Source organism: Paenibacillus sp. IHB B 3084 (assembly GCF_001447315.1).
GTDB lineage: Bacteria > Bacillota > Bacilli > Paenibacillales > Paenibacillaceae > Paenibacillus.
Map to the genome: position 1 here is coordinate 1,275,043 of NZ_CP013203.1, position 21,228 is coordinate 1,296,270.

General features: G+C 49.8%; 13 protein-coding genes and 4 pseudogenes. 1 reads left to right on the plus strand and 16 read right to left on the minus strand.

What is annotated here, in order from left to right; genetic code table 11:
- Nucleotides 1-8 precede the first annotated feature (8 nt).
- The 11 genes and pseudogenes from ASL14_RS05970 to thpR all read right to left on the minus strand — a co-directional run bounded on the left by ASL14_RS05970 (nt 9) and on the right by thpR (nt 14,395).
- Nucleotides 9-944: a glycosyltransferase gene (locus ASL14_RS05970; RefSeq protein ID WP_134910822.1), complete on the minus strand. Its 936-nt coding sequence runs from the start codon at nt 942-944 to the stop codon at nt 9-11.
- The gene (locus ASL14_RS05975; RefSeq protein ID WP_134910823.1) at nt 944-1,642 is read right to left on the minus strand and encodes a sugar transferase; all 699 of its coding nucleotides are present in this window, start codon (nt 1,640-1,642) and stop codon (nt 944-946) included. The genes ASL14_RS05970 and ASL14_RS05975 overlap by 1 nt, the downstream gene beginning before the upstream one ends.
- A gap of 16 nt (nt 1,643-1,658) precedes the next feature.
- A pseudogene (gene galU, locus ASL14_RS05980) lies at nt 1,659-2,551 on the minus strand (UTP--glucose-1-phosphate uridylyltransferase GalU).
- 39 nt (nt 2,552-2,590) lie between these two features.
- Nucleotides 2,591-3,229, minus strand: a complete 639-nt coding sequence (locus ASL14_RS05985) for a CpsD/CapB family tyrosine-protein kinase (protein ID WP_134910824.1) — start codon at nt 3,227-3,229, stop codon at nt 2,591-2,593.
- Nucleotides 3,213-3,956 (minus strand): YveK family protein, encoded by a 744-nt coding sequence (locus ASL14_RS05990; RefSeq protein WP_187644855.1) that lies wholly within the window; start codon nt 3,954-3,956, stop codon nt 3,213-3,215. Before ASL14_RS05990 ends, ASL14_RS05985 begins: the two co-directional genes overlap by 17 nt.
- A 326-nt stretch (nt 3,957-4,282) precedes the next feature.
- Nucleotides 4,283-4,924, minus strand: coding sequence for a response regulator (locus ASL14_RS05995; protein WP_134910826.1), 642 nt, complete (start codon nt 4,922-4,924; stop codon nt 4,283-4,285).
- A gap of 93 nt (nt 4,925-5,017) precedes the next feature.
- Complete coding sequence (locus ASL14_RS06000; protein WP_223264215.1) at nt 5,018-6,526, minus strand: sensor histidine kinase; 1,509 nt, start codon at nt 6,524-6,526, stop codon at nt 5,018-5,020.
- A 443-nt stretch (nt 6,527-6,969) separates the two neighbouring features.
- Nucleotides 6,970-11,567 (minus strand): annotated as a pseudogene (gene gltB, locus ASL14_RS06005) (glutamate synthase large subunit).
- A gap of 467 nt (nt 11,568-12,034) precedes the next feature.
- Nucleotides 12,035-12,718, minus strand: coding sequence for a metal-dependent hydrolase (locus ASL14_RS06010; RefSeq protein ID WP_134910827.1), 684 nt, complete (start codon nt 12,716-12,718; stop codon nt 12,035-12,037).
- A 159-nt stretch (nt 12,719-12,877) separates the two neighbouring features.
- A complete protein-coding gene (locus ASL14_RS06015) occupies nt 12,878-13,690 on the minus strand; it encodes a cell wall hydrolase (protein ID WP_134910828.1) in 813 nt (270 codons plus the stop codon).
- Between the two features lie 111 nt (nt 13,691-13,801).
- Nucleotides 13,802-14,395 (minus strand): RNA 2',3'-cyclic phosphodiesterase, encoded by a 594-nt coding sequence (gene thpR / locus ASL14_RS06020; RefSeq protein ID WP_134910829.1) that lies wholly within the window; start codon nt 14,393-14,395, stop codon nt 13,802-13,804.
- Between the two features lie 185 nt (nt 14,396-14,580).
- On the opposite strand from thpR, the gene ASL14_RS06025 reads away from it, so the two are divergent.
- Nucleotides 14,581-15,537 carry a D-2-hydroxyacid dehydrogenase gene (locus tag ASL14_RS06025; RefSeq protein ID WP_134910830.1) on the plus strand — a complete coding sequence of 319 codons (957 nt, stop codon included), beginning with the start codon at nt 14,581-14,583 and terminating at the stop codon, nt 15,535-15,537.
- A 4-nt stretch (nt 15,538-15,541) separates the two neighbouring features.
- Here the strand turns inward: ASL14_RS06025 and ASL14_RS06030 are convergent.
- The 5 genes and pseudogenes from ASL14_RS06030 to ASL14_RS06050 form a co-directional block, all read right to left on the minus strand.
- Nucleotides 15,542-16,530, minus strand: a pseudogene (locus ASL14_RS06030) (methyltransferase domain-containing protein).
- 13 nt (nt 16,531-16,543) lie between these two features.
- A pseudogene (locus ASL14_RS06035) lies at nt 16,544-17,487 on the minus strand (MsnO8 family LLM class oxidoreductase).
- 68 nt (nt 17,488-17,555) lie between these two features.
- Nucleotides 17,556-18,971, minus strand: coding sequence for a deoxyguanosinetriphosphate triphosphohydrolase family protein (locus ASL14_RS06040; RefSeq protein WP_134910831.1), 1,416 nt, complete (start codon nt 18,969-18,971; stop codon nt 17,556-17,558).
- Nucleotides 18,972-19,239: 268 nt separating this feature from the next.
- Nucleotides 19,240-20,151 (minus strand): nickel transporter permease, encoded by a 912-nt coding sequence (gene nikC / locus ASL14_RS06045; protein WP_134910832.1) that lies wholly within the window; start codon nt 20,149-20,151, stop codon nt 19,240-19,242.
- Between the two features lie 35 nt (nt 20,152-20,186).
- Nucleotides 20,187-21,191 (minus strand): ABC transporter permease, encoded by a 1,005-nt coding sequence (locus tag ASL14_RS06050; RefSeq protein WP_025685134.1) that lies wholly within the window; start codon nt 21,189-21,191, stop codon nt 20,187-20,189.
- Nucleotides 21,192-21,228: the final 37 nt, after the last annotated feature.

The following is a 21,228-nucleotide window of genomic DNA, read 5'->3' on the forward strand; positions in this document are numbered from 1 at the left end:
TCAATCTTTCACCCCGCAGCTGACTCGCTTTTCCGGTTGCGCAGCGTATCCAGGGTTCCCCGTATACTTTCAAATCTGCACCGGTTCAACAGCTTCCTGCCCTCAGTACGTGCCAGCAGGGAGTCCATCGTGTTGTATAACCATTTGGCTGCTGTCTTCGCCATCAACATCACGTTGCCGCGCAGACCTACGGCCTGAACAGCGTGAGACATGCCCTGACAGTAGTAACGGTTCATGATCCATTCCTTTGTTAACCGTGCCGCCGGAACAAAATGCTTCACAGCCATGTGAGGATGGTACATGATCGTTCCGCCATTTTTACGAATCTGCTCGAACACCCACGATTCTTCACCGGATAAGAGGATGTCTCCCTTTCTTCCCAAATGAAGCGGGAACATCACGGCAGCAAAGGCCGTTTTGCGCATAGCCATATTCGCTCCGAACGGGTTCAGTCCCGCCGGATATTCACGGATGGCTTTTCCCAAGTCAATAATCGTGTAGGGCAACTCAAGCGGACCTGTCAGCCAGCCCGGTCGTTCCGTTTCAAACAAAGGATCTATCTTCCCGCCCATGGCCGTCAGCTCGGGATTGTTCCCAAAGGTCGACATAATCGTTTGCAGCCATGTAACACATGGGATCGCATCATCATCCAGAAAAGCAATGACTTCTGCTCTCGATAACGTAATACCCGCATTACGAGCGGCTGATAGTCCTTGCTCGCGCTCATAATGATACCGGAGATGAATATCCTGACCATGTGCGGCACTAAATCTTTTGATCGTCGCCGCCGTATGATCCGTGGAGCGATTATCGACCACAATGATCTCAGCCAGCGCAAGGTCATTTAGCTTCAGCAGGGACATTAGCGTTTTTTCCAGCAGGTCCGCCCGGTTATAGGTGCAAATAACAACGGACACTGCGGGACATCGCTTGAATGCATCCATCAGTAAGCATCCTTGGAGAACAGCATTTTAATGCCTGTTTTCATGATGATTTTCAGATCGAGCCACGTATTGCGAACATGAATATACTTCAAATCCATTTGCACCATTTCTTCGAAGCCTACGCTGTTACGTGCGCTCACCTGCCAGTAGCCGGTACATCCCGGTGTGACAATCAGGCGTTGCTTGTCATAATCGGAGTATTGCTCAACCTCGCTCGGCAATGGTGGACGCGGACCCACTAATGTCATGTCCCCGACCAGCACATTCCACAGCTGCGGAATCTCATCAATACTCGTCTTGCGCAAAAAACTGCCAATCTTCGTAATCCGCGGATCGTTTTTAATTTTGAACATGGCGCCGCTCACTTCATTCAGTGCCATCAAATCCTTTTTCAGCTCCTCGGCATTGGACACCATCGAACGGAATTTATACATATTGAATTGCTTCTCGTTCTTACCCACCCGAATTTGCTTGAAAAACACGCTTCCCTTCGGATCCTCGAGCTTGATCAAAACACCCACCACGATAAAAAGCGGCAGTAATACGATCAAACCCACAAAAGACAGCAGCATGTCGAGGAATCGCTTGGTTACCAGGTAAGACGTTTTATCTTGAATTTGTGTATTTCCGTATGGCATGTAAAACGCTTTACCTGACATGACAGCCTCGCCGTCCTCCGGTAAATTTTCCATGCTCATGCTGACGTACCCCCTCTCAACCTGCCGTGGTTGCTTTCTCGGCCTTTTTCAGCCACTCGTGCATGGCTTCAATAACCGGATACTTCAAATCATCGCTAGCGAGTGCAAATTCAAGTGTGGTCAAAATATAACCGAGACGCTCGCCCACGTCATAACGTGTTCCTTCAAAGTCATAGGCGTACACGCGCTCACTTTGATTAAGCTTTTGGATGGCATCGGTCAACTGAATTTCGCCGCCCGCTCCTTTTTCCTGAAGATCGAGATATTTGAAAATTTTCGGTGAGAATACATAACGGCCCATAATGGCCAGATCGGAAGGCGCTGTGCCCGGAGCCGGTTTTCTATAAAATTGTTTACCCGGTACAGGCGTCCGTCCTGTTGATCCGGTTCAATGATGCCGTAGCGGTTTGTGAACTCCTGCGGTACCCGTTGTACACCAATGACGGAATTTTGAGTTTCCTCATACTGATCCATCAACTGACGCAAGCAAGGCTTCTGACCTGTTACGATATCATCGCCCAACAGTACGCCGAACGGCTCGTCCCCGATAAAGCGTCTTGCGCACCATACCGCATGTCCCAGACCTTTGGGTTCTTTCTGGCGAATGTAGTGAATTTCTACTCCTGAAGAACGCTGTACCTCTTCCAGAAGCTTCAGCTTGCCGTCCTCCAGCAGTTTTGATTCCAGCTCAAATGCGTTGTCAAAGTGATCCTCAATAGCACGCTTGCCTTTGCCCGTTACAATAATAATGTCCTCAATACCGGAAGCAATCGCTTCTTCCACGATATATTGAATCGTGGGCTTATTGATAATCGGAAGCATTTCCTTAGGCATTGCTTTGGTCGCAGGAAGGAAGCGCGTACCCAACCCCGCTGCTGGAATAATGGCCTTTTTCACTCTTTTCGTCATCGCACTCATTCTCCTTGCTTCATCGAATTTTGGTGTTGCTTACTTCACCTGATTCATCACAATTCCAACCAGTGTCGCACCGGCCTGATCCATGAGCTGCTTTGTTTTGCGTAAGTCTTCCCGTTTGGTTCGGGCATGTCTGGCGACGAGAATCACGCCATCCGTCATGCTTGCGACCAGGCGGGCATCCGTATAATTCAGCGCCGGAGCCGAGTCGAGCAATATGATGTCATATTCGCGCTTTAGCCCTTCCAGCAGCTCCACCATGCGTTCACTGCCGAGCAGATCAGCCGCGTTGTATAAGGTGTCGCCGCCGGGAATAACAGACAGCTCCGGCACGCCATGCCTGACGATGGACTTGGAAGAAGCTCCACCGCGCAAATAAGCCGATAAACCTCCCGTATTCTCCAATCCGAATATCTCGTGTAACGCTGGTGTATGGAGATTGCAATCCACCAGAACCACCTTTTTGCCTTCTTGTGCAAAGGAAACGCCGATGTTGGCGAGCAGCGTCGTCTTGCCCGCTCCGCTCTCTGGCGAGGTCAGCAGCAGAACCGTCCCGCGGTCCGTCTGCCCGATGACCTGCTGCCGGATGTATGTACGGAGGGATCGGAATGATTCCGAGACATACGATGAAGGATTGCTTTCTGTAATCAACATGTCATTCAATCGCAGCATATTTACGCTCCCCTACCCGTTCTTTGGAATTTCCGGCTGCGCCGTTGATGTCCTTCTTACGAATGACAGGGATCGATGCAATCACCGGAATACCGATGTCCGCATCTGCCTCTTTTTCCGTGCGCAGCGTACCGTTGATGCTTTCCAGGAACACAATCGTGCCCAGCGCAATCATCAGCGATACGAGAAAGCTAATCGCAATATTCATGAGCGGATTCCCATTGGTGGGGTCAGGATTGGCCCGCGGGTCCGCCTCATTCAAAATTTTCACATTATTCAATTCCATCAGCCCCGGAACCGTCTGCACGAATTTCTGGGTTACCGCGTTAACAACAGCGGCGGCCTGTGAATAACTCCCTGCCTCAAACGTCAAGCCGATGACCTGACTTTTATCCGAGGTTTTGACCTGTAGCTTTTCTGCCAGCTTTTGCTGCGTCAAGCCGAATTCAGGATGGGCCGTTACGACAGCCTCCATAATTTTGGGTGAAGTGAGAATTTGCTTGTAGCTTTCCACCAAATTAAGACTTGTGTTGACGTCGTTCAGATTGTTGCTCCCCTGCTTACCGGAAATATGGTTAACCAGCAGCTGACTTGAGGCGGAATAGACCGGCTTCACGACATTGTCGCTCACAAAGTAAGTCGTTACGCATGAGAGAATGACAAAAATCGCAATCAGCCACAATCTTTTTTTGATCAGGACCAGATAATCCAAAATGGTTTTCTCCACAAAAATCCTCCCTCCCATACAATTTCTCTTCTTATTTTAAGTATGATCTAATTGTACCAAGCTGCTGTGGGAACGACATGGAACTGGACGGCACTTTCTCCATCACTACAGGGGGAGGGGATTGTATACTTTTGGCTACGGCATGGTATACTTTTGTACCAGCCTTTGTCGATTATGGAAAAATAAATAGAAAAAAGCCTCAAAACCACCGAAGCTGGTGATTTTGAGGCTTCTTCTGCTACTCGCTATATAAACTGAACTGAAAAGTTACATTGGTGCCACTGCCCAGTCGGACAGTGCTTTCCATCGCCATTACCCTCAGCGCATCAAACGCTAGATGTTCTTGGCTCGTACTTCGCCAGACCAATCGCATTGGCATACAACGCTGCCTGCGTACGATCCGCCAGCCGCAGCTTGGCCAAAATCTGACTGACATGCTTTTTGACCGTAAATTCGCTGATGAATAACCGGGATGCAATCTCGCGGTTGCAGGCTCCCTGTCCCAGCTCGACCAATACTTCTTTTTCCTTAGGTGTCAGGTCGTCTGACAGATTGCCCGCATCCTCCCGCAGCTTGTTCTCCAGAATAGCAGGATCGTAATATTTGCGTCCTTTGTTGACAAGATGAATCGCGTAAATTAGTTCCTCAGGCAAAGCCTCCTTGAGTACGTAACCGTCCACAGAAGCTTCCTCTGCTTTCAGGAAGTCTTCCCGTGTGGCCGAGGATGTCAGCAAAATAAATTTGCTTCTGAACCCGCGTCCGCGTGCTATTTTGATAATATCCAGGCCCGATTCGTCAGCAAGCTTCAAATCCAGCAGCACCAGATCCGGATCGGTTTCCTCGATTACCGCAAGTGCTTCCTGTTGGTTCTGGGCCTCTCCCGCAAACTGAACATTGGACTGCATGGATATAACCGCAGCGAGTCCTTTCCGTACTAAAGGATGATCATCGACAATGACAATTTTCATGATTCGGCCTCCTGTCTACAGTTCAGGATTTGCATAATCCCTATGTATCCGATTGTTACCGCAGATTTTGTATTGCAGGATGTTCACACATCTTTATTCATAAGCATTTACTGGAATGGACAATCGGATCTGTGTTCCCTCTCCGATTCGACTTGAAATATCAAATTCACCTCCCATTGATTGAGCTAAATATTCCATATTCATCATGCCCAGGCCACTGCCTGCACTGACCGCCTCACCTCCTGCTACCATTCTCGCCGTCTCGAACCCTACTCCGTCGTCATGAATAGACAGTCTAATCACCTGGGGCGTCAATTTTAACTTCACATCAACCCGCTTGGCCAAGCCATGCCGGATTGCGTTACCTGCCGCTTCGGATATGATACGGAACAAAGCCTTTTGATACAAGTACGGCAGTGAAAAATGATCCCCATGAATATCAAAGTCAATCTGTACATGATTCAGCTTGGACAGCGTATGCAGATGGCTTTTCACCGTTCCTAACCAAGTTGGCCCCCCGCTCTTTTTCGAGCTTAGGCTATGAATGGCCCCTTTCAGCTCCCTGACTGCCTGGTTGGCGGATTGCTGAATCAGCTCAATTTGTTCCTCCACCTGCTCCTTGGGCTGATCATGCCATGTCTGCCGAAGTGAATGCGTCGCGTATACAATGCCAAAAAGACTTTGTGATACATTATCATGCATTTCATTCGCAATCCGGTTCTGCTCGTTCGTTACAATCAACTGATTTTCGATTCGCTCCAGCTCGTAGCGCTCCAAGAATACGGCGCTCAGCTCAGCCAGGAATATGAGTTGTTGTACAAGCCAGCGTCTTCCCGTCAAACTTTGATCAGAGCCCAGCTTAAGACCGATGGTCGCTACAAAACGAGTCGTCATCGGTACCGTGATCATGAGAAAATCGCCCCATTCTGGCAGATGCCTGAAAAACGGCTCCCGCTCTTCCCTGAATTCCTCACGGTAATTCCCCAGCTCCTCGAATAGCTGCTCCTCTTCTTCCACCGTCCAACCTGTCTGACTGCTCTCCGGCGCATCCTCCTCCTGACTGTCCAGCCAGAAAAATGCGCGGCTCTGCTTTGTCAGCTTAACCGTGTAGTCCGAGATGACCTGCCCCAGATTTAATGCCTCGTTGTGGCTAGTCGTCTCCATGATGTGGTAAATCGACTTAATATGTTCCATCGTCTCATTAGCTTGCTCCTTCGCCATCTTCAACTCATTCTTCATGACGCCGATTACCTGCATGGCCATCGTGGTCACAATCAGCACCAGGAATAAATTCGCATTCTGTAACACCATGTCCCACAAAAAATATTGACTTGGTGTAAAAAAGATATAACAAAATGTGAGTACCAAGCCGATATAAGAAAGAAGGAGCGTCCAACTGTACCTCATAGAAAGGTGAGCACAAGCCACCAACATAGGGGTAATCACATACCATTTGAACGGACTGTCCATCCCTCCTGTCGGGAGCAACAACAAAATGATCCCTGCGGTTTCCAGAGCAATGCTGCATTTCAAAACCATATCATGAAGTCTGTACTTGCGGTAAATCCACGTAAATAATGTAACAGATAAAAATAGAAACACAATAAGTAATAACTTCTGCCACACATTTAATCTGGATGATTCGAACAAAAAAACAAGCGACGTTAAAGATAGTGATACATACCGATACAAAAAATCATTTTGTCTTCTGCTGACTTCTTCAACTTCATCCTGTCACCCTATTCTGTGTTTTGAAGGGACGATGGGGATTTGTTTGTGTACTCTAAAAAATCATAACCAATCCAAAATAAATAACAAGACATAAACTCTTACGTAAACGGTTACATTCCAAAAAATTTGGTACTTTTTATAACATATTTACCGTTTCAGGAAAACATTTCGGGGGTAATGTCAGAAACTATAACGTTTGTCAAGGATATAAATCATATTTCCGCAGAACTAAAAAAGGACTTGCTGGTACCACCGTGATCATAACAGCGGTATTCAGCCTGTCCTTTTTTCAGTGAATTTGGTGCAGGGCTACATTAGCCCCCGGCACGCGCCAATTCACGCATATTGGCTTCAAATGCAGCCAGCAGAGCCTCATCCCCGCTCAAACCGGTTGCCTCTTCTTTTGTATCTGTTCAACCATACGCTTGTAATCCTTCGGAATCACCCGTACAAACTGCTGAATCGCATCCTGCCAGTCATCCAAAATACGTTGTCCCGCTTCGCTGCCTGTGTACGTGACATGGCGCTGAATCAAACCTCGCAGATCCGCTGCTTCCGCAGGATCTTCCACGTCTTCCAGCAGCACCATCTCCAGGTTACAACGGCTTAGGAACGTTCCCTGAGGGTCAAAGACGTATGCAATACCTCCAGACATCCCTGCTCCGAAATTCCGTCCGGTTTCGCCCAGCACAGCTACACGTCCGCCTGTCATATACTCACAGCCATGATCGCCGACACCCTCGACAACGATACGTGCGCCAGAGTTCCGGACGGCAAAGCGTTCCCCAGCAATTCCGCTAATATAAGCTTCCCCGCTGGTCGCTCCATACAAAGCCGTATTTCCGATAATAATGTTCTCTTCTGCCTTAAAGGTCGCTTTGTGAGATTTCTTCACAATAACCTTACCACCGGATAGCCCTTTACCTACATAGTCATTGCTATCGCCTTCAACGCTCAGCGTGATACCTTTCGGAATAAACGCCCCGAAGCTCTGACCTGCTGATCCTATGAAGTTAAAACGAATCGTATCCTCAGGCAGCCCCGCCGCTCCGTACTTACGGGTAACCTCGCTGCCCAGAATCGTACCTACGGCCCGATTCACGTTCGTTATAGGCAAGGTAGCCTCTACAGCTGTTCCGTTCTCCAGCGCCCCGGCAGCCATCGGTACGAGCTTCTGCATATCAAGCGTTTCTTCCAGACCGTGGTTTTGGCGTTGCACGCGGTAACGTACACTGCCGTCTTCCAGCTCAGGAACATGCAGCAGCAAGCTCAGATCGACGCCTTTCTTCTTCCAGTGCGAGTCGGCGTTCACGGTATCCAGACAATCCGTGCGTCCGATCATTTCCTGAATCGTGCGGAAGCCCAGCTCGGCCATTATTTCGCGGACATCTTCTGCGATGAAACGCATAAAATTCACCACATGGGCAGGGTCGCCCATATAATTTTTGCGCAGCTCCGGATTCTGCGTAGCTACACCAACCGGACAGGTGTCCATTTGGCATACCCGCATCATAATACAGCCCAACGCCACAAGCGGCGCTGTAGAGAAGCCATATTCTTCTGCACCCAGCAGGGCAGCTACCACCAGATCGCGGCCGGACAGCATCTTACCGTCTGTCTCCAGCACTACACGGTCGCGCAGGTTGTTCAGCATCAGCGTCTGATGCGTCTCGGCCAGACCCAGCTCCCAAGGCATACCCGCATGGCGGATGGAGCCTTGCGGAGAAGCGCCTGTACCGCCGTCATAGCCACTGACCAGAATAATGTCAGCACGGCCTTTAGCCACTCCTGTAGCAATCGTGCCCACGCCTACCTCCGATACCAGCTTCACATTAATGTCAGCACGCGGATTGGCGTTTTTGAGATCGTAGATCAGCTCTGCCAAATCCTCGATAGAATAAATATCGTGATGCGGCGGTGGTGAGATCAGTCCCACGCCCGGCGTAGAACCACGCACCTCAGCAACCCAAGGATACACCTTGCGTCCTGGCAGTTGTCCGCCTTCGCCCGGCTTCGCACCTTGCGCCATTTTAATCTGAATTTCGTCGGCGTTCACCAAATAATTCGACGTTACACCGAAGCGGCCTGATGCCACCTGCTTGATCGAGCTGCGACGGGAATCGCCATTAGCATCCGGTATGAAACGTGCAGGGTTTTCTCCACCTTCACCGGTGTTGCTCTTGCCGCCGATACGGTTCATCGCAATCGCCATATCCTCATGCGCTTCCTGACTGATCGAGCCAAAGGACATAGCTCCCGTCTTAAAACGACGCATAATCGATGCAGCAGATTCCACTTCATCCAGTGGCACAGGTTCACCCACGGACTTCAACTGAAGCATGGAGCGGATCGTCAAATACTGTTCACTTTCGCCCTGCACCAGCTTGACGTATTTCTTGTACAGCTTGTAGTCTCCCGAGCGAACCGACTGCTGGAGCAAATGTACCGTTTGCGGATTAAACAAATGCTCTTCCCCATCGTTACGCCATTGATATTCGCCGCCTGAATCCAACACTTTATCGTTGCCGTCCTTGTCGGTAAAAGCCCGGTTGTGGTGAGCCAGCGCTTCCACCGTGACTTCCTCCAGACCGATACCGCCAATGCGGGAAGGTGTCCAGGTGAAGTAGCGATCAACGAAATCCTGTTTGAGACCTACGGCCTCAAAAATTTGTGCTCCACGGTACGACTGAATCGTGGAAATACCCATTTTGGACAATATTTTAACGACACCCTTGGTAGCAGCTTTAATATAATTTTTAATTGCTTTTTCGTGCGAAATGCCGCGCAGCAAGCCCTGTTGAATCATGACATCCAGCGTTTCGAAAGCCAGATACGGATTAACCGCACTCACGCCGTAGCCAAGCAGCACTGCATAATGATGAATATCTCTCGGCTCTCCCGACTCCAGCAAAATACTAACACGTGTGCGTGTACCCTGCTTGATCAAGTGATGATGCAGGCTCGAAACAGCCAGCAACGCCGGAATGGCCGCATTCTCAGCATCCACGCCACGGTCGGACAGAATCAGGATGTTATGACCCTTGTCAATGACACGGTCAGCAGCCTCAAACAGCCCTTCGAGTGCCTTACGCAGTCCTTCTGCGCCTTCCTTCGCTTCAAAGAAGATCGGAATCGTCATCGACTTGAAGCCTGGACGGTGGACGTGACGAATTTTAGCAAATTCCTCATTCGACAACACCGGTGAATCCAGACGAATCTGACGACAGCTTTCGGGTTCCGGATGCAGCAAATTGCGCTCAGGTCCAATCGTAGTTGCCGTGGACGTTACGATCTCTTCCCGAATGGCATCAATCGGCGGATTCGTGACTTGCGCAAACATCTGTTTAAAATAGTTGTACAAACGTTGTGGACGGTCAGACAGCACCGCCAATGGAGCATCATATCCCATCGAGCCAATCGGTTCCGCACCTGTGAGCGCCATCGGCTCCAAAATCTTGCGCAGTTCTTCAAACGTATAGCCAAAAGCCAGCTGAAGCTGGTTCACATTCTCATGCTTCGGCTCCGGCTGCTCCAATGCTTCCGGCAATTCATCCAGATTGACCAGATGCTCATCCAGCCATTCCTGGTAAGGTTCCTCGGAAGCAATACGTTCCTTCAACTCTTCGTCAGAAATGATGCGGCCCTCCTGAGTATCGACCAGCAGCATCCGTCCCGGACGGAGACGATCCTTGTAGAGTACATTTTCAGGAGCGATATCCAGTACACCCGCTTCTGAAGACAGGGCGATCAGGTCATCCTTGGTCACATAGTAACGCGCAGGACGCAGGCCGTTGCGGTCTAGAATTGCCCCGATCTGCACACCATCCGTAAACGCCATCGCAGCCGGTCCATCCCAAGGCTCCATCATCGTACTGTGATACTCATAAAATGCCCGCTTCTTCGGGTCCATCGTCTCATGCTTGTTCCAAGGCTCCGGCACCATCATCATGGCTACATGAGGAAGGGAACGTCCACTCAGATACAGGAATTCCAATGTATTATCAAACATGGCTGTATCCGAACCATCGGGGTTAATAACCGGCTTTACCTTGCCGATATCTTCGCCAAACGCTTCACTTTCAAACTGGGCCTGACGTGCATGCATCCAGTTCACGTTACCACGCATCGTGTTAATTTCACCGTTGTGAATCATAAAACGATAGGGATGCGCACGATCCCAGCTCGGGAACGTGTTCGTACTGAAGCGGGAATGGATCAGCGCGATCGCCGATGTCACCCGCTCATCCTGCAAATCCAGATAAAATTGTCCTACCTGCTCGGTTGTAAGCATTCCTTTGTATACAACCTTACGGCATGACAAACTCGGGATATAAAACGACTCACGATTCTGGTCTTCTTCGTTATAGCGAATGGCAAGCTCCGCCCGTTTGCGAATAACATACAGTTTCCGTTCAAAGTCCAGTTCTTCCTTCAAATCGCTGCTGCGACCGATGAACACCTGACGTACGCCCGGTTTGGCCGCTTTCGCCGATTTGCCCAGCATTTCGTCATAAGTCGGAACATCACGGAAGCCCAGACAGTTCTGACCCTCATCTATGATAATATCTCTCAGCTTCTGCTCATGAACTTCACGAACCTTCGGATCATTGGATACAAAAAGCATACCCACGCCGTAATGTCCGGCCTTTGGCAGCTTGAAGCCCAGTCGCTCCGCTTCCTCTTGGAAAAACAGATGCGGCACCTGAATCATAATCCCCGCTCCGTCACCGGAGTTCGGTTCACTTCCCTGACCGCCCCGATGCTCCATATTTACGAGCATGGTCAAAGCCTGACTTACGATATCGTGTGATGGTTTTCCCTTGATGTGGGCAACAAAGCCCATGCCGCAGGCGTCTTTTTCGAATTGGGGATCATATAATCCCTGTTTGGGTGGTAAACCTGTCTGTCTCATGGAACGCAACCTTTCTGTTATAAAGTCATGCTGGCCTGAAATACAGGCGGCCGAATAGAAGACAGTGGCAACAAGAGGTAACTCAAAGAACAACTACGAGTACGAGGATTGGGGGACAAAACATGTGACGTATTCAAGGCGGTACGGTCCGCCGAATGCGAATGTTTTTCAATAATTATGCAATAGCTTGACTTGAAAAACACGTCGGATTTACTGATGAATCTAATTAGTTCTATCATTTTATCATTGACCTACCATGTTAGCAATTCAAAGTTTTTATGATTGTGATAATAAATCTTTTACATTACAGCTTCAATGTGACATGCAAAAATATACTATTTTTATGTATAAATATTCACTTTAAAAAATCCAGCCTTTCCCATTCCCTAAGGAACAGAAAGGCTGATAAAGGATATCTGTTGAATATTCTCGTACCTGGATGTATAACCGCTATTCGGCAATACGGGTTAAAATTCAAGGCTTTCACCGGGATTCAGGGCTTTCCCCTCAATCCCTTCTTTGTGCAGACGGTCACAGAAGGCGTTCCCGTCCTGCTCAATGCCCGGGAAGGTATTGTAATGCACCGGTATCACGCGGCTTGCCCGCAGCCATTTGGCTGCCAGCAGCGCATCCTCCGGTCCCATGGTATAACCGTCACCTATCGGTAATACCGCAGCATCTATCGAGTTGGTCTCTCCAATGAGGCGCATATCGCCAAACAGGGCGGTATCGCCAGCATGGAAAAATGTTTTGCCGCCTATGGTCAATAAAATGCCCGCAGGCTCACCCATATATATCGTTTGTCCATCCACATTTAAAGAGGAACTGTGGAACGCAAGCGTGAATTTTACATGGAAGCCGTCAAATTGGTGACCACCGCCAAGGTTCATACCGTGAGCCTTGGCTCCCTGAGATGAACAATAGTCAGCCAATTCCGCCACCGCAATCACCGGGCAATCGTTGCGCTTGGCAATTTCAACAGCATCTCCAAAATGATCGGCATGACCATGCGTCAACAGCACTGCATCCACCTGAATGTCCTCAGCTTTCACTGCTGCTTTAGGATTTCCAGTCAAAAAAGGATCAATGATAATCCGTTTGCCCTCTTCCTCCACCAACACCACTGAATGTCCGTAATATGTGATTTTCATATCATCTGCCACCTCCATTGTCACTTTCAAAACTTAGGTACCTTTCCTTTACCCATTATACCTCTTTTTGCATACAAGCTTCACCTGTACACGAAAAAATACGTTCACAAAGCTGAACCCTGTTGTTTAGAAAGGGCTGTTATTTGTAGAAGGCTGCCTTTATTTATAAAAGGTATGATGGCCGATTGTTTTCACTTTGGTACGCGAATGATGAACCGTAAGATCCTGAGCCAATGTCAGCGACAGGAAAAAACAGGTATTATCAGGCACGGCTTTATGGCCGTTCAACGCAGCCGTAACCGCACGAATGCTGTCCTGGTTAGGCTGAACACGACGAAGACGCCCGTTAGCGACCGGACTAAATTGCGCTTTTTGATAAATCACTGCCTGAATCGTATCGGGAAATGGGGCTGACCGCAGCCGGTTCAAGACAACGTTGGCAACTGCCACTTTGCCTTCGTACGGTTCGCCTTCTGCTTCTGCCATGACTATTTTTTGTAGCAGGAGCAGTTCTTTAGCGGAGACATGATAGCTCCAGGTAGACAACGCCTTGTCATCCTGAGAGAGCATTTGTGTCTTCGTAAAGTAGATGGTTGTAGGAGGGGTAAGAATTGCGGACTTGCTATGCTGGACTTCAGGCTTTTTCACGCCGGTTGCAACATTGCTCCGGGCTTGTCCCGCCTGCTTCATCTGGGAAGCGGGTAACGGAGTCGGCATGATTTGTTTCCAGCTCGGCTGCCCATGAGCCTCGGCAAAGATGGGACTTGTCCTGTTTGACCCGTTATGGGTCCCCATCCTGTCCCCGTGTGCAGGAGCCAAAGAGTTCCCTGACCAGCTCAGAGATTGCATAGGTGCATTTTTATGATTTTTCTGTGTTTGTTGAACCTCAGCGTAGAGGCCTACCCCCAATATACAAACAAGCAGCACACTCAAAAGAGGTGCAAACCAACGATGTTCTTTAACGATTTCCATAATGTTCCTCCCGTGAACTTTAGGCACATTCCTCAGATATGTAACCCAAAATGCGCCTTTTGAATAACGCTGAAACACTATATCACTAAAATCGCTGATAGATCAAGGGTTTCAACTTAATAATGGTATTGTTTGAATTATTTGGTACATCGGTTTTTGCCCCATTCGGGTCGCGTACAAAACAAATTCTTCCACTTCCCACGGCTCGCCTATCCGGTCATCGGACTGAAAAATAGACGCCGGAACAGGCTCCTGCCCTGTATATGAACGCGCTACTGTGATATGGGGTCGGTAAGGCCGTTCCTCCGGCTTAAAACCAAGCGGTTCGGTAGCCTGAACTATGGATTGGTGGAGCTGGTTCAAACAATCCTTCTGCCCCGTAACTCCCCTCCATAGCACACGCGGAAATCCATCTCGCCCAAAAGTCCCCGGTTCGCCAATGCCGAGAGTGAACGGGAGATGTGCAGCGGCCGCCTGAAATAAAGCCCGTTCCAGTTCCGGTATATCCTTGGTCGCCACATCCCCCAGAAACTGAAGTGTTACGTGATAATCCCTGAAATCGGTCCATTTGCGAAAAGAAAGCTCGTTAACATCCTGTTCCACCCAGCGCCGTAACTCCTCCTTATGCTCGCTCGGGAGAGCAATCGCGGTAAAAAGTCTTTGTGTCTGTGCTGTATGCGAAACTATCGGCTTTGATCCGTTCATCGTCATCGTCTTCCTTTCATCCCTAATCGGAGCTACAGTCATTTGTTGTTATCTATAGTGACACAGCAAGCTCGCATTTACCCCTATTTATGCAATCTTTTCACCAATCTGTTATCCTTGAAAGGATAATTCAGCAGAATATATTGGAAGCTCCAAAGAATCAAAAGCCGAGGAGGTAATGAATCATGGGAAACATCGTCAGTTTACACCAGCTTACCGCAGAGCAAGAAAAGCAGGTTCGTGCAGCAGCCCCGGGCTATGAGCTGGTCATTGGCAAAGCCCAAGAGCTGAATCCTGAACAGATCCGACAGGCCGAGGTCATTTTAGGCTGGTCCAAGCATATTGTCGAAGCGGCTTTGCATCCCGACAGCAAGCTGAAATGGATACAGACCTGGTCGGCGGGCATTGATAAGCTGCCACTTGCAGAGCTGGAAAAGCGTCATATTTTACTCACCAATACAAGTGGCGTTCATGCCGTTCCGATTACGGAGCAAATCTTCGGGATGCTGCTGTCGCATACACGGTATTTACAGCAAGCAGTTCTCTTGCAACGTCAGAAAACATGGCAGCCACCGAAAGGCGACCTGACGGAATTACGCAGTAAAACGCTGCTGATTACGGGCGTGGGCGAAATCGGTCGTGAAACGGCCCGGATCGCAGAAGCCTTCGGCATGCGGGTGATCGGAGTTCGTCGTTCCGGCAAGGATGCCCCTCATGTGAAGCAAATGTACACAAATGAGCAATTACATGAAGCGTTGGGAGAGGCGGATATCGTGGTAAATATTCTGCCATTCACCGAGGAAACCCGTCACTTCTTTGACGAAAAGGCATTTGCAGCCATGCGTAAGGGAGCTTTCTTCATTAATGTAGGTCGTGGCAGCACTGTCCATACGGATGCACTTGTGCGCTCTCTGGAGCAAAAGCATATTGCCTTTGCCGGACTTGATGTATTCGAGGAAGAACCGCTACCCGCGTCACATCCACTGTGGAGTCTGGAGAATGTCCTGATTACGCCGCATATTGCAGGCGACACGGACCGTTACGCTGAACGGGCGGTAGATATTTTCCTCACCAATTTGAAAGCCTATGCTGCCGATCAGGAACTGCCGCTGAACTTGGTGAACTACAAAACTCAGTATTAACAAACTATTCACAGATCCATATTTCCCGGCTCATACCTGTCTTGTGTATGCGGCATTGCTCCGTGAGGGTCCAGCCTGACTCGGACAGCAATGCTGACATCGGCTCCGTGCTTACGACTACCGCTCGTGCGGCCAAGCGCCTCAGGCTGCGCAGCATCTGCTTTTGTTCATCGGCAGGGAGCACGGAGCACAGGTTATAGGGCATATCCAATATGGCCGCATCATAGGTCCCTCCAGCAGATTCATATCTCCCAGCTTTACCCGATCCTCTTCATATCCAAAATGACGCAAATTCACGCGTGCCCCGCGTACCGCCAGCGGATTGATATCACAACCGCGAATATCTTTTCCCATGCTCAATGCTTCAATCATCACATTGCCCATGCCACAGCACGGGTCCAGCAACTTCAATCGGCCCACATCTATATCCTGTGCTGCTATGTCATGCACTGCTAAATTCACAAGCGCTTTGGCTACCAGCACTGGTAGTCCGGTGGAGTAGTTTTGCGGCTTATGACGGCGCTCCAGCCATGATCTGTCGCTATACATGCACTTGCCGAGCAGCCACCGTTCTCCTACCCGTATGACACCCAGGGTGACATCCGGTTCTTTCATTTGCGCCTGTCCTCGAATACGTGCGCCAATGCGTCTTTCTATACCGCGACGCTCGTCATAGTCGGCCACGTTGTCGCCTTCCTTAAGGCACAGGACCTTGAAGGTCTTCCCTTCTTCAAGGTGAATTGCGGAAGCTGCTTCGCATAGCTCATCCAACGTACCTGCATCTGCGGTCACATCCAGCCGAAGATGGATGAACGGGCTGGTGCCCGGCTCCAACCGCCGATGGGACAGCAGCATGGAATCATGCGCAGGCGGCTGGCCGAACAAGCTTTTCAACTCCAAAAGACACAGCTCTCGCTCGGTTTCATGACACGCGTAAGTATATATGTATCTTTGCATATTCATAGCAGAACTATTGATTTCATGTCGGTTCATGTCAGATCTCTTTTCATTTAGAATCATAGCTAGAATTTATGGCCTCTGCTATAAGACGGTAGGATTGAAGTCGCTGCTCATAATCGGGAATGGGTGTGACCAACAAAAATTCATCATTATCGTACTCAACCTGCAAGCTGTGCAACCGTTCGGCAACATCCGATGCTGTTCCCACCAGCCAATTAGCCCGCATCGCCGGGTCACCCATCGTAATCTGTGCAGCCCACCGCTGCGCCTGTTCATTCGTTGAGGCACATATGGCCCCTACAGCAACCATCGTACGGGGCTTGTCCATTCGTTTGGACGGCTGAAAGCCGGAACGGTACATGCTCAGCATATCTCTCGTATCCTGCTCACTCATAAATTGACCGAACACATAGCCAGTTGAATACCGGGCGGCGTATTCGGCACTTTTACGGTTTGTACCCAGCATCCACAGCGCAGGTGGCTGTTCAGGCATCGGGCGGGCAAACACGGGCACCTGCTCATACTCGTAGGTACCTTCCAGCAAAGCCAGCAGCGCTTCCATCGTCTGTGGCAGTTCAGTCACATGCTGGAGAAAGTTGCCGCTCAGCGCCATCGAAGCATGTGGTCCTCCACCGGGTGCTCTCCCAAGACCCAGCTCGACTCTGCCCGGATATAGAGCCGCCAGCAGATGAAACCATTCTGCGACCTTGACCGGACTATAATGCGGAAGCAAAATAGCCCCTGCCCCAGCTTGATTTTCCGGGTCACTGCCCCGATGTGAGCCAGCAGCACTTCCGGACTGGAGGAAGCCAGCCCCTCCATATCATGATGCTCCGAAGTCCAGTAGCGCGTATAGCCCCACGCTTCCGCACGTCTTGCCAGCTCTCCTGCCCATTGAACGGCCTGCTCCGGTCGGCTTCCGGGCAATAACGGCACCATATCAAGTACCCCTAAATTCAGTGATTGGGCAGGTATAGACTGAGAACCCATAGATATTCCCCCCTTCTTTTCCATACTTAAAAACCTGTTTCTTCTACTATATAAGGTTAAATGAAATGTTAGTCCAGATCGTAAATGGAACCCACCTTTAAACCATACAGCTCATTATAGATTTTCTCGGCAAACGCATCGGTCATCCCGGCAATATAATCAATGACCATATGCTCCCAAGTCCAAATCGGTTTTGCCTTGGCCTGATCACGTTCAAAGCGTTGGAGCCAATCACTCGGAATAATGGACTTGGATGTCTCTGGATCGAGAAAAGCCAGCCACAGCCGTCTGAGCATCCATTCACTCCGTTTTTGCAGCCGCTGTACGCGCAGATCACGGATCATCGTGACCCAGGCAAAGCTTTTCAGCACACTCACGGTACGAAGCATATCGAGATCCTCGCTTCCATCCCGCACAAAAGTAACCCTTTTCCAATCACCCGCATCAATTACACCCAAGCTGCTGACGAACAGACTGACCCAGTACGCTTTCACCTCACGACGGGTACGGGAATAATCGTGTTCACACATTGGCATCTTGCCATTCCATACCTTCAAAAATTCGCTAAGCACAGCCGCCACCTTCTGTTCGATCTGAGCCAGCTGCCAGCCTTGCCAGAAGCTATCCTCCAACGTGGTGATTTTTTCTGTAATCAGACGGATCAAATACGGATCATATAAAAAATGCTCGTGCACCTCAATTTTCCCTGCCTTAATACCGTCCTCCAGATCATGCGCGGAATACGCAATATCGTCGCACAGGTCCATAAGCTGAGCCTCCAGCGTCTTTTGACCATCAGGAATTCCCCAATCCTCGCGGATGGAACGAATGTATTCCCACTCATGCAGATACATCCCTTTTTTGTTCAAAATCCCCGGATACGGATACTTGTTGATCCCCAGTAAAACAGCGTCCGACAAATTCAGACCATCCACGTTCTCACGCTTCTCCAAAAACATAATCAGTCGGAAATTGTGTGCGTTCCCCTCAAAATGCTCGTAGATTTGCCGCTCGCGTGCATATGCCTCCAGCCCCTGCTTGGAATCAGGCGTGAAGCCTCCGGTGGTCGCTATCTTTTCCACCTTCGTCTCGATCAACTGATCCAAAATGCCGTCCAGTACCTCTTCGCCCTTGTGCCCGAACGGTGGATGACCAAAATCATGCGCAATGGACGCACATTCCACCACCTCGGGGTCAATAATCAGCCCGGCGTTATCCGCTTGCTCCAGCTCCACCTCGGGATGCCGCCGTAGCAAGCTGCGTGCCGCTTCGCGTGCAATCTGTGCTACCTCCAGCGAATGCGTCAGCCGTGTGCGATAATAATCGCCCGTGCCTGCGCCAAATACCTGTGATTTGCCTTGCAGCCGACGAAAGGTCGGTGAATGGATCAATCGGGAGTAATCCCGTTCATATGCTGCCCGTGAAGCGTCGCTTCGTGTCTGTTCCGGAAACTGCCGATGCTCTCTCTTGTTTTGCCATGTCATAAAGCCCACTCCCAACGTACTCAATTGGAGTGATTATACATTTTTTCACGTCTCAGGAAAGCTGACATGACTTGCATCAAGAAGATTGTATGTCACAGTTGAATGAATCGAAGTTCATTACACGAAAAATATCATATGAAAAAGGTGTTCCTCCAGCCATTAGGATTCAGGCCGGGGAACACCTTTTTTTATTAATATTAGATTCCGACTGCGCAGTGGCGCTAAAGGTAACTATTAAGTTCGGTTTATATACCTCACTACTTTTGTTCTAGCGCTTCGCCCTCGGGTCCAGCACATCCCGCAAGCCGTCACCCATCAGGTTAAAGCCCAATACAGTCAGCATAATGGATATACCCGGAAAAATAACAGTCCATGGTGCGTTCTGGATGTATTGGCGTGAATCCGACAGCATTTTCCCCCACTCCGGTTGAGGAGGTTGTGCGCCCAAGCCGAGAAATCCAAGCGCCGCCGCTTCAATGATCGCCGTTCCAATCCCCAGCGTGCCCTGTACGATGATCGGTGTCAGGCTGTTCGGCAAAATATATCGGAGTATGATTCGAACATTATTCGCCCCAAGCGCTCTGGCAGAAGTGATGTACTCCTCGGTTTTGACACTGAGCACTTTGGAGCGCACCAACCGTCCGTACGTTGGTACATTGACGATCGCAATGGCATACAGTGCATTTTCCAGGGAAGGCCCTAAAATAGCAACGATAGCAATCGCCAGCAGAATCCCCGGAAATGCCAGTAGAATGTCGAACAGCCGCGAGATGATCATATCTGCCCATTTTCCATAAAATCCCGCAATTAAACCCAAGGCCGTTCCTACGATCATCGAACCAATGACGGACAGAAAACCGACCCACAACGAGATTCTGGCTCCATACAGCGTACGGGTCAGCAAATCCCGGCCGAGATCGTCCGTCCCGAACCAATGCTCTGCGGAAGGAGGTTGCAAGCGACCCACCAAATTCTGCGCTTTATAGTCAAACGGAGCAATCCACGGCGCGATCAAAGCGATGATGACAAAGAAGATAATAATGCTGAGGCCGACGAGCGCCATTTTATTGTGTTGGAAAGCCCTCCACGCGTCTCTCCAAGGGCCGGAAACGACAGGCACATGAGCCAGCGTATGGCGTGTCGTCGATATATTGTTGGGTTCCATCGAAAATTGTGACATCGGACAAGCTCCCCCTTGACCCATTGACGACTTGATTACTGATAACGGATACGCCGGTCCAGAACCGCGTACAGCAAATCGACAATCAGATTAATGATAACGAACAGGAACGCAATGATCAGAATCCCGCTTTGAATGACAGGATAGTCACGCGAGCTGATCGCTTCAAAAATGTACCGTCCGATGCCAGGCCATGCAAAAATGGTCTCTGTCAGCACCGCGCCGCCCAGTAGCGAGCCCGTCTGAAGACCGATGACGGTAAGCACGGGGATGGCGGCATTTTTAAGTGCATGCTTGTACACGACTTGAAAAGATGCCAGTCCCTTCGCTCGGGCTGTACGGATATAATCCGAATCCATAACCTCCAGCATGCTGGAACGGGTAATACGGGCAATGACCGCCATCGGGATGGTTCCCAGTGCAATGCTGGGCAAAATTAAATGCTTGATGACCGTCCATACCTGCTCCATACGTCCACCAATCATCGCATCAATAACCGCCAAATGTGTCACCGCCTCCACCGGATCACGGGAATTCATGCGTCCGATAGAAGGAAGCCAATGCAGCTTATTGGCAAAAATCCACTGCTCCATCAGACCCAGCCAGAAAATGGGCATCGACACCCCGACAAGGGCAATGACCATGCTGACATAGTCAAACCAGGAATTCCGCTTCCAGGCGCTCACGATACCCGCATTCATTCCAACAACAACGGCAAAAAACATACTCGCCACCGTCAACTCCAGCGTAGCCGCCAAGTAAGGCAGCATTTCCCGGGCAATCGGCTGTCTGGTGCGGATCGAATCACCCAAATCGCCATGTGCCAGCTCGCTCAGGTAGGTTCCATATTGCTGCAACCACGGCTTGTCCAGCCCCAACTGCTCACGTAGCGCCTGCTTGGACTGCTCTGTGGCCTTGTCTCCCAGTATCGTTTCCGCCGGATCACCCGGAATGGCATGAATAATCGAAAAAACAATGAGCGTCATGCCGAGCAATACCGGAATCAATACGGCCAGTCTTTTTACAATGTATGAGTTCATACCAGAATCACCGCCTGCTTGCGCTTGAGCTATTTGG